11 protein-coding genes, 1 tRNA gene and 1 pseudogene are annotated in these 14,386 nt (G+C 40.7%); 10 read left to right on the top strand and 3 right to left on the bottom strand.

Features of this window, described 5'->3' with window-relative positions:
• Nucleotides 1-61 precede the first annotated feature (61 nt).
• The 7 genes and pseudogenes from AC058W_RS12405 (at nt 62) to AC058W_RS12375 (ending at nt 8,438) form a co-directional block, all read left to right on the top strand.
• A complete protein-coding gene (locus AC058W_RS12405) occupies nt 62-1,522 on the top strand; it encodes a carbohydrate ABC transporter permease (RefSeq protein WP_117676845.1) in 1,461 nt (486 codons plus the stop codon).
• Nucleotides 1,522-2,376 (top strand): sugar ABC transporter permease, encoded by an 855-nt coding sequence (locus tag AC058W_RS12400; protein WP_117676846.1) that lies wholly within the window; start codon nt 1,522-1,524, stop codon nt 2,374-2,376. Before AC058W_RS12405 ends, AC058W_RS12400 begins: the two co-directional genes overlap by 1 nt.
• Nucleotides 2,377-2,380: 4 nt before the next feature.
• On the top strand, nt 2,381-3,157 hold the full coding sequence (locus AC058W_RS12395; protein ID WP_243104134.1) for a TraX family protein: 777 nt from the start codon (nt 2,381-2,383) through the stop codon (nt 3,155-3,157).
• A 143-nt stretch (nt 3,158-3,300) separates the two neighbouring features.
• Nucleotides 3,301-5,325, top strand: a complete 2,025-nt coding sequence (locus AC058W_RS12390; protein WP_119244068.1) for a beta-galactosidase — start codon at nt 3,301-3,303, stop codon at nt 5,323-5,325.
• Nucleotides 5,326-5,506: 181 nt separating this feature from the next.
• Nucleotides 5,507-6,322, top strand: a pseudogene (locus AC058W_RS12385) (DEAD/DEAH box helicase); the annotation flags it as partial.
• 264 nt (nt 6,323-6,586) lie between these two features.
• On the top strand, nt 6,587-7,135 hold the full coding sequence (gene spoVT, locus AC058W_RS12380; RefSeq protein ID WP_118516658.1) for a stage V sporulation protein T: 549 nt from the start codon (nt 6,587-6,589) through the stop codon (nt 7,133-7,135).
• Between the two features lie 97 nt (nt 7,136-7,232).
• Nucleotides 7,233-8,438, top strand: a complete 1,206-nt coding sequence (locus AC058W_RS12375) for a metallophosphoesterase (RefSeq protein ID WP_118137743.1) — start codon at nt 7,233-7,235, stop codon at nt 8,436-8,438.
• 105 nt (nt 8,439-8,543) lie between these two features.
• Here the strand turns inward: AC058W_RS12375 and AC058W_RS12370 are convergent, their stop codons facing one another.
• Together AC058W_RS12370 and AC058W_RS12365 are read right to left on the bottom strand one after the other, a co-directional pair.
• Nucleotides 8,544-9,170, bottom strand: a complete 627-nt coding sequence (locus tag AC058W_RS12370; protein ID WP_117676850.1) for a M15 family metallopeptidase — start codon at nt 9,168-9,170, stop codon at nt 8,544-8,546.
• Between the two features lie 174 nt (nt 9,171-9,344).
• Nucleotides 9,345-10,808, bottom strand: a complete 1,464-nt coding sequence (locus AC058W_RS12365) for a nicotinate phosphoribosyltransferase (RefSeq protein ID WP_118516657.1) — start codon at nt 10,806-10,808, stop codon at nt 9,345-9,347.
• A gap of 358 nt (nt 10,809-11,166) precedes the next feature.
• Between AC058W_RS12365 and AC058W_RS12360 the strand changes: the two genes are divergently transcribed.
• The 3 genes from AC058W_RS12360 (at nt 11,167) to AC058W_RS12350 (ending at nt 13,205) form a co-directional block, all read left to right on the top strand.
• Nucleotides 11,167-11,238, top strand: a tRNA-Gln gene (locus AC058W_RS12360).
• Nucleotides 11,239-11,430: 192 nt separating this feature from the next.
• A complete protein-coding gene (locus AC058W_RS12355; RefSeq protein WP_118516656.1) occupies nt 11,431-11,985 on the top strand; it encodes an RNA polymerase sigma factor in 555 nt (184 codons plus the stop codon).
• A complete protein-coding gene (locus tag AC058W_RS12350) occupies nt 11,982-13,205 on the top strand; it encodes a DUF4179 domain-containing protein (protein ID WP_118516655.1) in 1,224 nt (407 codons plus the stop codon). The genes AC058W_RS12355 and AC058W_RS12350 overlap by 4 nt, the downstream gene beginning before the upstream one ends.
• Nucleotides 13,206-13,412: 207 nt before the next feature.
• Here AC058W_RS12350 and AC058W_RS12345 read toward each other — a convergent pair whose 3' ends face one another.
• A complete protein-coding gene (locus AC058W_RS12345; RefSeq protein WP_118516654.1) occupies nt 13,413-14,318 on the bottom strand; it encodes a hypothetical protein in 906 nt (301 codons plus the stop codon).
• Between the last annotated feature and the right edge of the window lie 68 nt (nt 14,319-14,386).

Raw genomic sequence — 14,386 nt, 5'->3', positions numbered from 1 at the left:
ATGGCATGTGGGCTGTTTTAAAGATAGACAGTAACCATATGAAATTATGAGGAGGAAAGATATGGCAGCACAGGAAAATAATTCTGCTGTAGCGGCAGTGAGTGGATTCTTTAAAGCTATCGGTGGATTTTTCGCTGACTTTGGTACTGCTGTAGTGAAAGGTGATGCGTTTGTAAAGCTGTCCCTGATCTGGATGGGTGCAGGTTATGCAAAGCGTAAACAGTATGTGAAAGCAGCACTGATGACATTGCTGGAGATTGCAGTGATTGTTTTTTCAGTGAAATTTGCAATGCAGTATGTACCAAAATTCAGTACCCTTGGTACTGTAAAGATGGAAAAAGTCTTTAACATGAAAACAATGAAAAGTGAATTTAATGATTATGATAATTCCTTTACAATCCTGTTGTTTTCATTGTTCAGTTTTGTTGTGTGGTTTGCGGCGGCTGTTGTGTGGTTTAAGAACGTGATCAATGCTTACGCACTTCAGAAAATGGAAGAAGCCGGAAAGCATATCAATACTTTTAAAGAAGATCTCAGATCACTGACAGAAGAGAAGTTTCACATTACGTTACTTACACTTCCGGTGCTCGGAGTTCTTATCTTTACTTTTATTCCAATCCTGCTTTTGATCTTTGTAGCATTTACAAATTATGATCAGCAGCATATGCCGCCTACTGAGTTGTTCTCATGGGTTGGTCTCAGTAACTTTATCAATCTGTTTGGCGGCGGTGGTCTTACATCCACATTCGGATATGCATTTGTGCGGGTTCTGGGATGGACGCTTGTATGGGCTTTCTTTGCAACATTCACAACTTATATCGGCGGTATCCTGCTTTCACTGCTTCTCAACAGCAAAAAAACAAGACTGCCGAAAATGTGGCGTACTTTATTTATTGTAACTATTGCAGTTCCACAGTTTGTGTCACTTCTGCTGGTGCGTAACTTCTTTTCAAATGGCGGTATTGTCAATACAATCTGTCACAGCATTGGATTGACAGGATTCTTAAGAAGCATAGGACTTGTGTCCACAAGCTATATTCCGTTTCTTTCTGCTCCGGGATGGGCACATGTAATGATTATCCTTATTAATATCTGGATCGGTGTTCCGTATCAGATGCTGATCGCAACAGGTGTTCTGATGAACCTTCCTTCTGACCAGCTTGAGAGCGCAAGAGTAGACGGTGCAACAAACTTCCAGATATTCAGAAAGATCACAATGCCATATCTGCTCTTTGTAACAGGACCTGCTCTGATCACAGACTTTGTAAAAAATATTAATAACTTTAATGTTATTTATCTGCTTACACAGGATGTTTATACAACAACGAACCAGGCGATGGCAAGCTCACAGGCAAAAGAGGTTGACCTTCTGGTTACCTGGCTGTTCCGTCTGACTCAGGATTACTACAACTATAAGATGGCATCAGCAATCGGTATTATCGTGTTTATTATCTGTGCAGTATTCACCCTGGTTGCATTTAACAGGATGATCAAGGGAGATAAGGAGGGAACATATCAATAATGAAAAAGATGAAAGATAGTCGTACTTCTTCTATAGTATTACATAATTTATTGATCGCAGTGCTGGCATTTATCTGGCTGGTTCCGATCATCTGGCTGGTATGTACTTCCTTCAGCGCATACTCAGGAATGAATACCAGTACATTTTTTCCGAAGGAATGGAGCATCACTAATTACCTGAAGCTGTTTCATCCGGATTCCGTATCTCAGTTCCCACAGTGGTTTCTGAATACATTTATCATTGCATGCTTTACCTGTGTGATTTCCACCATGTTTGTACTGATGGTTGCTTATGCAACATCTGTTATGAGATTTAAGATGAGAAAACCGCTGATGAATATGGCGGTTATCCTGAATCTGTTTCCTGGTATGCTGGCGATGATCGCGGTATATTTCACACTGAAATCCTTTAACCTGACAAACAGCTATGCTGGTCTGATCATGGTTTACTCTGCATCATCAGGTCTTGGCTATCTGATTGCGAAGGGATTCTTTGATACCGTTCCGAGAGCGCTCTGCGAGGCTGCACGAATTGACGGATGCAGCGAGGCAAGAATTTTCTTCCAGATGGTTCTGCCGATGAGTCGCCCGATCGTTGTTTATACAGTTATCAGCAGTTTCCTGGTACCATGGATGGATTTCGTGTATGCAAAGATGATTCTGAATGCCGGAATTTCTTCCAAATATACAGTTGCCATTGGTCTGTATAAGATGCTGGATAAGAGTCTTATCAACTCTTACTTCACTCAGTTCTGTGCAGGTGGTGTACTGGTATCCGTACCGATTTCTATTCTGTTTATGATCATGCAGAAATTCTATGTGGAAGGAATTACAGGCGGTGCTGTAAAAGGTTGATATTATGAATATGACAACGGGAAGAAGAGGAATCGTCTGGAAAACTCCGGACATTACAGCTGATGAGCTGAAGATGTTTGCATGTATTGTCATGCTGATCCAGACTGTTGGAATTGCTGTTATTGAGAAAGGCCTGATCCATTTAGACCAGTACACGCAGGAAAGTCTGAACCAGGCGATGTCCCAGGATTCCCGTTTAATGACACTTGCGGGAATCGGGTCCATCATGCAGCTTATTGGCGGGATGGCGATTCCCGTATTTGCGTTTTTGCTGGTAGAGGGATTTCGAAATACATCAGATTATAAGAAATATCTGATCACGATGGTAATTACTGCTCTGGTCAGTGAGATTCCGTATGATCTGGCAATTCGTGGAAAAATATGGGATTTTTCCAGCCAGAATGCAATGATCACGATGTGTATCTGTCTGGTTATGCTGAAATGCTTAGATCTGTTTAAAGAAACTTCCGGATTTACAGGTGGTATGTTAAAGGTACTGATCCTGATCGCAGCTATTGTCTGGGTGAGCATTTTCCGGGCAGAGTATGGACTTTGTATGGTGCTGCTTGTGTTTGTGTTCTATGTGTTTGAGTCAAAAAATGTGCTGAAAACAGTGCTGGGCTGTATTATAAGTCTGATGTATGTGACCGGACCGATTGCATTCTATGGAATCTGGTGCTACACTGGAGAAAGAAAAGATCGTATCAATAAATATGTCTATTATGCTTTTTATCCTTTGCATTTGCTGGTGCTTGGAGTAATTGCAAACTATATCCTGTAAGAAGAATGAAATCAAATCCCGTCTGCTTTGACTGAGAAAAGTAATACGCAGCGAGAAGAGAGTGTTTTGAAATCGGATAGAGTATTAAATATGGTAATGAAAAAGAAAACAACTGAGAATAGAGAATTAAAAGGAGAACAGGTATGGATTTTAGAACCGACAAGCTGCTTCATGGTGGCGACTACAATCCTGAACAGTGGTTAAAAAGACCGGATATTCTGGCAAAGGATATTGATATGTTAGAGGAGTCCGGATGCAATGTGGTAAGCCTTGGAATTTTTTCCTGGTCCACACTGGAACCGGAAGAAGGCGTATTTAACTTCGGATGGCTGCAGGAAATTATTGATAAGCTTTACAAAAGAGGAATCTCAACAATTCTTGCAACACCTTCAGGTGCAAGACCGAAATGGATGGCTGATAAATATCCGGAAGTGCTTCGTGTAGATGAAACACGTCACAGAGCACTGTTTGGATTCAGACATAATCATTGCTATACTTCTCCTGTTTACAGAGAGAAGGTACATATCATCAATAAGAAGCTGGCGCAGGAAGTTGCCACACATCCGGGTGTTATCCTGTGGCATATTTCAAATGAGTATGGCGGAGAATGCCATTGTCCTCTTTGCCAGGAAGCATTTCGTAACTGGCTGAAAGAGAAATATCAGACGATTGAAAACCTGAATGATCAGTGGTGCACAACATTCTGGAGTCATACTTACAACAGTTTTGATCAGATTGAAAGTCCTTCTAAAATTGGTGAGACACAGCTTCATGCATTGAACCTGGACTGGAAACGTTTTGTTACTCATCAGACAGCAGACTTCATTCATCATGAGATTGCCGCGCTGAGAGAGGGTGGAAGCACACTTCCGACAACCGCAAATCTGATGCATTATTTCGGAGGTCTGGATTACTTTAAAATTGCAAAAGAAATTGATGTGATTTCCTGGGATACTTACCCGACATGGCATAAAGAAGCAGTGATCGATACGGCTTATGATAACGGAATGTGCCATGATCTGATGCGCTCTCTGAAAGGCAAACCATTCTTCCAGATGGAGTCCTGCCCGACTTCTACAAACTGGCAGAGCGTTAGCAAGTTAAAGAAACCTGGAATGCTTTTTGCACAGTCTATGCAGGCAATCGCACATGGTGGAGAGGGTGCTCTTTATTTCCAGATCCGTCAGAGCAGAGGCGCTTCTGAGAAGTTCCATGGCGCGGTGATCGATCATTACGGTGGAAATGATACGAGAGTATTTAAAGAGGTTTCCAGAGTCGGAGCAACTTTAAAAGAGTTAAAGGAACTGGCGGGAACGACAATGAGCAGTCCGGTGGCCATGATTTATGACTGGGACAGCCAGTGGGCAATGGAAGACAGCCAGGGCCCGAGAAATAAAGGTCTGCATTATCTGGAAGCAATGCTGAAATTCTACAGAGGTTTCCGTAAGCAGGGCGTGAATGTAGATGTGATCGATATGACTTGTAATCTGGACAATTATAAAGTGCTGGCGCTGCCAATGGTTTATATGTTCAAAGAAGGTTTCGCAGAAAAAGTTCGTGCATTTGTGGAGAACGGCGGTGTTCTGGTGACAAGTTACTGGTCAGGAATCGCAGATGATACTGACAGATGTTATCTGGAAGGAACTCCGCATGGACTGATGGATGTGCTGGGAATCAGAAGTACAGAGATTGATGGTCTTTATGACTGGGAAGAGAATTCTTTCGTTCCTGTACCGGGTAATGAACTTGGAATGGATAAGACTTATACTTGCAAGTATCTGTGTGACCTTGTAGAACTTCGCGGGGCACGCACTTTAATGACTTATGGAAGTGATTTCTATGAAGGATATTCCTGCCTGACTGTCAATGAATATGGCGAAGGCAAGGCATGGTATGTGGCAGCAGATGCAGATAAGGAATTCTATGGAGATTTCCTTGAGAAAGTATTAAAAGACAGTGGCGTTTCCTGTGGAATCAAAGAAGAGATTCCGGATGCACTGGAGATTACAGTGAGAGAGAATGGAAATGCGAAATATTATATTTACCAGAACTTCGGAACAGAGGCTGTCAGCATTCCTGCACCGGAAGGAGAGGTAAGCTGGATCTATGGCAACGGAAACGATAAACTTGAAGTTTATGGTCTTGCAGTTGCAAAGGTTATCGTGTAAAATAAATAGCGATGGATGAGGAAATCCCTTCACTTTGAGCAGAGATTGAGGCTGCCTGGTGGAGGGGTTCTTTTTATAGAGAGGTACATAAAATATGATTTCAAAGACGCTGATGAGAAATATGTCGGGAAACGCTTCTTAATTGAATTAAAGGTAAAAAAGTTTATCTGTGCTGCGCTTACAGAACAGTAATGAATATGAAAAATACAGTTTTCAGTGTGAGATTATTGATGAGGCACAGTTTATTAAGAATGCCAATACACAGGCTGCTAAAGCAGTAAAAGAGATTCAGACAGGATTCAGACTGGCGTTGACAGGAACACCGGTGGAAAATCGTCTCAGTGAATTATGGAGTATTTTTGATTATCTGATGCCAGGTTTTCTTTACAGCTATAAGAAATTCCGGGAAGAGGTTGAGATTCCGGTAGTTCAGAATTCTGATGAAGATGCGATGAAGCGTTTGCAGAAAATGATACGTCCATTTGTACTTCGAAGATTAAAGAAAGAGGTTCTGACCGACCTTCCGGACAAACTGGAAGAGAACATGTTTGCCCAGCTGACAGGAGAGCAGCAGAAACTTTATGATGCTCATGTAAAACGAATGATGCTGATGCTTGATAAACAGTCTGAAGAAGAGTTTAAATCATCTAAAATTACAATTCTGGCGGAACTTACCAGATTGAGACAGATTTGTTGTGATCCGTCATTAGTCTTTGAGGATTATAAAGGTGATTCTGCAAAAAAAGAGATGTGCCTGAATATGATTCGTAATGCGGTAGAAGGTGGCCACAAAATCCTGCTGTTTTCTCAGTTTACGACAATGATGGATCATCTTGCGAAACGACTTGAAGAGGAGAAAATCAGCTACTATATGCTGACCGGCTCTGTAAGTAAGGAAAAGCGCGCACAGATGGTGGAGAGTTTTAATAAGGATGATACGCAGGTGTTCTGCATTTCTCTGAAAGCCGGAGGAACGGGATTGAATCTGACGGCGGCAGCCTGACAAGAGAGGAATTAGTAGAACTGCTTACTGGAAAATAATAAAAGAAAAATAACGATTTTTGGTAAATATGGAAATGTATATTCTGCCTGTTTTTCCACATAATAACCATACAGCACATGATGTAAAAATTCTTGCAGACAGAATCGTAAAAATATAATGTTTAAGATATATTTAGACGAAGTGTTGCAGGGAGTGTAAAAAATCTGAAGACTAATATTATAGCCTTCAGAACAGGAAAAACAGGAGGAAGAAAAGTGCATGAAAGCTACAGGAATCGTTCGGCGTATTGATGACCTTGGCAGAGTTGTAATTCCTAAGGAAATCAGAAGAACTTTGCGGATAAAAGAAGGAACACCTTTGGAGATTTTTACGGATCGGGAGGGAGAAATTATTCTTAAAAAATATTCACCGATCGGAGAGTTAAATATTTTTGCAAAAGAATATGCAGAGGCCTTGGCTCAGTCCAGTGGGATGGTGGCGTGTATTACTGACCATGACCAGGTAGTTGCGGCAGCAGGACAGGGAAGTAGAGAATATGTGGGAAAGCCAATCAGTAAGGCTCTTGAGGAAACGATTTCTGAGAGAGGCTCGGTGTTTGCAAATGGGAATGACAGAAGCCGAATTCCGGTTACACAGGAACAGAGAGAACCATTATATTCACAGATTATGCAGCCAATTATCAGTGCAGGAGATGCAGTGGGTTCAGTGCTTCTGCTTGGAAAGAATGAGAGAGATGTGATGGGAGAGTCGGAGAAGATGCTGATAAAGACGGCAACCGGTTTTCTTGGAAGGCAGATGGAGCAATAATAATTTATAATAAATTAAGAGAATCTTCAGAAACCAGTAGTGGCAACTGAGGATTCTTTTTTGTATAATAAAAAACGATGAAAAGGAGGAGCTATACATGATAGCAATTTATTTAGCACCGCTGTATTTGTTGGTGTGTGCTTATATTCTGTTTAGAAGTATACATTGGATTCAGGTATTGCATGCTGTTTTTCAGAATGTGTGGGTGTGCAGAGGAATCGGTCTTGTTTATCTTTTTGTTGTGTTCAGCATTCTGATTGCATTTATGGCGCCGGATTCTGGTTTTCGGAGATTTATGAAACTTCTGAGTAATTATTGGCTTGGTGTTCTGGTGTATGCAATTATGACATTGGGAATCGCTGATGGCGTGAGATTGATCATTAAATATCCACTGAAGAATATCAATTTTCCGGGAAGAGAGATTCTTTTCAGCAATGTGGGAACTGCGGTCATTGGTACGGTATGTGCGGTGATTATTTCAGTAATAAGCATTTATGGAGTAATCAATGCCGGAAATATACAGACCACGAAGTACGAGATTTCCATTGACAAGAAAGCGGGGAAATTAAAGTCGCTAAATGTGGTACTGATTGCGGATCTTCATCTGGGATATAATATTGGATGTCGTCAGATGGAGCAGATGGCAGAGAAAATTAATGCTCAGAATCCAGATCTGGTTGTAGTTGCAGGAGATATTTTTGACAATGAATATGAGGCATTGGATAATCCGGACAGGCTGGCAGAAATTTTGAGGGGAATCCATTCAAAGTATGGTGTGTATGCCTGTTATGGAAATCATGACATTCAGGAAAAGATTCTTGCCGGATTTACTTTTGGTGGCAGGGCAAAGAAGCAGAGTAGTGTGGAGATGGATGAGTTTCTGGAGAAAGCCGGATTTACGTTGCTTAGAGATGAGTATGTATTAATTGATAATGCGTTTTATCTGTATGGACGACCGGATTATGAAAGACCAGGCCGGGGAATTGAGGAGCGAAAGACTGCGCAGGAAATTACTGATAATATGGATTTATCATTGCCAGTGCTGGTGATTGACCATGAGCCGAGAGAACTTCAGGAACTGGCTGATGCCGGTGTGGATGCGGATTTGTGTGGTCATACTCATGATGGACAGTTATTTCCGGGAAATATCACGATTAAATTCTTATGGGAGAATGCGTGCGGGTATCTGAAAAAGGATAACATGCACAATATTGTGACATCCGGTGTGGGGCTTTTCGGACCAAACATGCGTGTTGGTACGAAAAGCGAAATCTGTGATATTGTGATGCATTTTAATTCGTAATCTGTGAGAGTACGAAGCTGTTACAATCTTATTATAGAAATGTCTGATGAAGCTAAACAGATAAATATTATAGGTAGTAGCATTGAAAAAATAGAAAAGTACAAATTATGGGACTGTTGTTTCAGGATTTTGTAGAGGTGCCCCGAAGGTAGTGTAGTATTCTTCAAGAGTGAGTCCTGTCAGTGCAAGACAACTGGCAAGTGGACGGGTTACATATCGGATATGCCATGGCTCCCAGGGAATGCCGGTGACGGATTCTTTATTTGCAGGGTAGCGAATAATAAAACCGTATAGAGATGCATTTCTGACAAGCCATTTACCTTCAGGAGTTTCGGCAAATTCTGTAATTAATTCATGATTAACAGCAGGACAGGAAACATCCAGTGCAAGTCCGCTCTGATGCTCACTGGTGCCGGGTAATGCAACATAAGGATTAACAGGAGCAGGAGATATCTGTTGGTATGGAGTGGAGCTGGCAGGATTTGAGTGTCCGATACATAGCTGTTGCTGGCGCTTGTAGGAGCGATATCCGGAGATTCCGGTAAGAATCAGAGATTCTCTTTGTGCTGCCTGTATCAGCATAAGGGCTGCATGTGCGGTGCGGATTTCCAGCAGACGTTTCGGATCACCGCAGGGTGCGTCAAATGGAATTCCGATGTCGGTCAGATTTTCAGGAACATAGTCTGGTGGCAGAGGATGGTCTTTGTTGATCAGACGGGTATACAGATTCATAAGAAAAGCCCCCTTTCCCTTTTATGTTTATGAGGGAAGGGGGACTTTTATGTGGATTAAATTAAACGAATCAAGTAAGAATTCTGTTTTAATTAAAAATATCTACCTGACATGAAGCAGGGAAGTGCTATTATATTTTCAATTTCGATTATAAATAGCTAATAGTTATAGTGATCAGTCAAGAGACTTTTCACTCATTTCTTCAAGAAGATCTTTTTTCAGATCCCATAGTTTCTGGGAAAGGTCTACATAAACTTTCTGTGGATTTACGAAACGTCTGGATTCATCCCAGAGAGTGCCCTGCTCTTTCTGGCAGTAGTCACGAAGTTCCATAACGGATGGAGATTCGTAAACACGTTTTCCAGCTTTGATAACCGGAACGAGAAGCTCGCGGATTTCATATGTTCCACCGAGGACTTTGGTCTTTTTCCATGTGTCGATTGGATCAAAGAGAACCATGTTTTCTTCTTCATTTAATTTCTCATCAGCAAGGCAGATAAGGTCAGCTTTGATCTTGCCTGTTGTCTTGCTGTAGAGACGATATACAGTCTTATTTCCAGGATTGGTAACTTTCTCTGTATTCTCAGAAAGCTTGATCTTAGGCGTAAATTCTGTGCTGTCAGCATCTTTAACAGCAGCGAGTTTGTAGACACCGCCGAAAGCAGGATTATCGTTGGAGGTGATCAGTCTTGTACCAACACCCCAGGAATTAATTTTGGCATCCTGAGCTTTCAGGCTGTCGATGAGGTATTCGTCCAGGTCACTGGAAGCGGAAATGATCGCATCATCAAATCCGGCAGCAGCAAGCATCTTGTATGCTTCCTTGGAAAGATAAGCAAGGTCACCACTGTCGATACGGATGCCGTATTGTGTAAGCGGGATACCTTCTTCGCGCATTTCTTCGAATACGCGGATGGCATTCGGAACACCGGATTTCAGAACATCGTAGGTATCAACCAGTAAAGTGCAGGCATTCGGATAAAGTTTTGCATAGGTTTTGAATGCGGTATACTCATCCGGGAAGCTCATGATCCAGCTGTGTGCATGAGTTCCAAGTACCGGCACATCGAACATTTTACCGGTGAGTACACAGGAAGTACCGGCACATCCGCCAATCACTGCAGCGCGGGCACCGAAAATACCGGCATCAGGTCCCTGGGCGCGGCGAAGACCGAATTCCATGATCGCGTCACCTTTTGCTGCGTAGCATACACGAGCTGCTTTGGTAGCGATAAGGCTCTGGTGGTTAATGATGTTGAGGATTGCTGTTTCTACAAGCTGGGCTTCCATGATAGGTGCAACAACTTTTACAAGCGGCTCTCTTGGGAATACAACAGTTCCTTCCGGGATTGCATAGATATCACCGGTGAACTGGAAGTTGCTTAAGTATTCAAGGAAGTCCTCTTCAAAAATATCCAGACCTCTCAGATATTCAATATCTTCGGTTGTGAAGTGAAGATTCTCAATATATTCAATCATCTGTTCCAGACCTGCTGTGATCGCAAAGGCACCGCCGCACGGATTGGTACGGTAGAACATATCAAAAATAACAGTCTGGTTCGTCGGGTTCTTAAAATAGCCCTGCATCATAGTTAACTCATAGAGGTCTGTGAGCAGAGTAAGATTATTAGCTCTCATGATAAATCTCCTTTTTGGTTAATAATATCTCATTATCTGGAGAAAATTATTATTAAAATTTCCTGTTAAAAGTATTTCCTGCTGTTTCTTTTGACAGCGGAAAAAATGAATTACTGTTTATAAGCTGCTATTTTATCAGTTAAATGTGAAAGAAATGGATATAAACAGTAATGAGTTGTTATTGATTATATCATAATTTCACGCTGAGTACATAAAAAAGTCCCTGAAAAAGGCGCTATTTTCACGTTTTTGAAGAAAAATAAAAAAAATTAAAAAAAATTCAAAAAAGGGGTTGCATTTTCTGGAAGACTATTATATAATACCAATTGTCGCGAACGAAGTAGCGAAAACAAAATAAAGGGCTATCGCCAAACGGTAAGGCAACGGACTCTGACTCCGTCAGTTCAAGGTTCGAATCCTTGTAGCCCTGCTAAATGAGACATCTCGGTATGAGGTGTCTTTTTTTTATGGCTTGAAGTATATGAGTGTTTTGTGTGGGCCTTTTTCCTTTTTTATTGAAAAATTTTGTAACCTATGTATAATTTTTTCGACTTATATGATAAGAAGATGATATCCTGCAGGAATAATCATATCTTATTGAAACAATAAAAGGAGAAATGCGGTGGAGGATATAAAAATTATCGAGTTGTTTTTTAACAGAGATGAAACGGCAATTCAGGAGTTAAGCAATAAGTATTCGGGTTATTGTTATAAAATTGTATGGAATCTTTTGAATAATCATGAGGATGTGGAAGAATGTTTAAATGATACATGGCTTGCTGCATGGGAATATATACCACCCAGGAGGCCATCTGTATTATCTGCATATGTTGGAAAAATTGCACGAGGATTTGCAATTGATTGTTTTCGTAAAAAGCAGGCTGCGAAGCGCATGGATGGGCATGTTGTTGATGTTTGTGGTGAAATGGATGAATTAAGCTTTTCTTATGTAGTGGATGAAAAAATCGCGGAAAAAGAACTGATAAAAATCATAGAAAATTTTCTGAGAAAACTGTCAGATTCAGACAGGGATATTTTTATCAGGCGTTATTGGTATCTGGATTCCATAAAGGATATTGCGAAAAGACATGGCGTATCCCAAGGGTGTATCAAAACAAATTTATGCCGTAATCGAAAAAAACTATATCGTATTTTGAAACGTGAGGTGTTGATATGAAAAAATACTTAGACTTTTCACAAGAGTTTGGAAAGATTGACGAAGAACTGATAGCAGAAGCAGGAAAACCATGGACAATAAAGAGAGGCGATGTTTTCAGGCTGTACAGGCGAAAAATTGGTCAGGCAGCGGCAATCCTTTTGGCTTTTATCACAGTGGCTGGTAATTCGCATGTTCAGGCGGCAGTTAAAGAATTTACTACAAAAATAGGAGAGCTGATGGGATTTTCCAAAGATTTGTCTGCCTATACAGAAGTGATAAATCAGGTACAGACAAAGAATGGGATATCATTAACAATCAACGAGGTAATTTTGGATAATTATAGTTTGATCGTATCAGTAAAACCGGACTATGAAGAAAAAAAGGAAGACTCTCTATATTTATGGATTGATGATGAAAAAACATTGATTAATGGTAAGCGATATCAGAGTTTTAGCAGCACGACAGGGCTAATGGATTTGGACTCTTATACAAAATATGAGATGGATACAGAAATGGTTCTGATGCAGGAGTATGATGGTGTGGAACTGCCAGCTGGAGAAACAGAGATACATCTTGTTTTGGATGTGGGAAGTAGCGCGCCAATTTCTGAGAAAAATCGTTCTGAGAATATTACGGAGTTTGTTTATGACTTTACTATTACAGCAGAGCAATTAAAAGAGCAGACGATACGAAAGAAAATGAATATGGAAATTTCAGGTGGAGACGGATGTAATCTGATTTTAAAGGAACTTGCGATGAACGATTTACATTCCAGGATTACGGCACTTGGGGTGACTCCGGATGATAAATGGCTTAATGAATATGAATTGAAACTGAAAGGCACAGACAGTTTTGGCAATCCAGTGAGTTTTGAAGGTGCAGGATTTGGACCGGAAAATGAATTGAGGTTCGAAACCAGTGTTTTTGGTGATTATGAAGAAGGCGATGTAGTTGATGCGGATAACTTCCAGATGTCGCTGCCAGACAAAAACTGTCAATATCTCGATTTACAATTGTATCAGAGAAAAATCCGGTGGGATTTACAATCAGCAGAACAATTGGATGATGAATATTATGTACAGGAAAAAACTGATTCTGACGAGATATATTCAAAAGAAAATAATTATGGATGGGAACCAGTTGGGGAGAAGTTTCGAATCCAAATAGATGAAGATTTGGATATTGCTGATAAAATTATTGGTGGTGCTGATGAACCAACATATATAGATCTTAAATAAATATCAGAAGATAATTAGTTGAATCCTTTTTTAAGAGTAAATCATCCTAATAGTAAGTATTAAAAAATTATAGAAAACAGGAGGGGGACAAGCCCCTCCTGATAAACTGCGGAGCAGTTATTCGGTGTAGAGCCACGTAGCGAAAGCGGATTGCGAATATCCGATTGAATCTTAAATATGTTGTACCGGAGGAATCTATCAAGTGTGCTATAATTCAAGGCTATCTATTTTTTTCTGTGTTTCAGAAGAGACATGAGGATATACCTCTTTTAGATAATATTGGATATCGTAGTGATCCGGATACTGATAGGTAAAGTCTCCCACTTCTTTTATTTTTTCTGCAAGGTCTATTAGCTTAAGTGCGAAAGTTTCATAGTCTTCCAGACGGGTATAACAGAGGCAGTAAAACTGGAAGAGTACGTACTCGGAACTTCCGTTAGCCTTCTGTTCATCGCATAGTTTCAGAGCGTCTTCGTAATTCTCTTCTTTTATTAAAGCAGAAATAGAAGAAAACTTTGCAGCAGATTGCTGGCAGGCATTCATGCAGGTTTCGTATTTATCCTTTTCAGCAGAAGAAAGCTCCATATTTCCTATTTCAACCATACGTGTATAAAGAGGAGAAGCGTCCAGAATACTTTGCGTTCCCATGACATCAGTAATAAATGTGATTATCACATCGGCGGCCTCATCGTAATTTCCCTCCGCCTCATAAAGGGAAGAATAGGTCAGAGCACCTGCAAAAGTATCCGATGGTGTATTGGTGCTTTCCAGGATGTCTCGTGCTTTTTGCAAATCTCCGTTGTCAATAGCTTCCTGAGCCTGAGTGCAAGGTGTTTCAAAGTTAGGCTCGGGTGTGGAATGCAATGAGCTAAGCAGAAGAACTACGGTGATCAAAAGTATGATACAGGCAAGTATATTGGACAATATAAATGAAAACCTGTATGTGTAGGTATGGTGATTCATGCGACTGCACTGTTCCAGAATCTGCGAGGTATATTCACCGGGAATCTGGTTTCGTAATTCCTGAAGTTGATGCGGCGAGGTAATATTTTGTTTTTTCAGATATTCGAGATTCTGCTGCTTATGCGCGATTTTCAGTAGTTTTTCGTTCATATGATTTCCTCATTGTCAGGATAATAATTAAAGGTAATATAATTGTTCAGTGTTAAAGATAATACTGG

This window comes from Blautia sp. CGZ-1-C1 (assembly GCF_056504575.1).
This window is presented reverse-complemented; position numbering and strand designations above follow the sequence as displayed.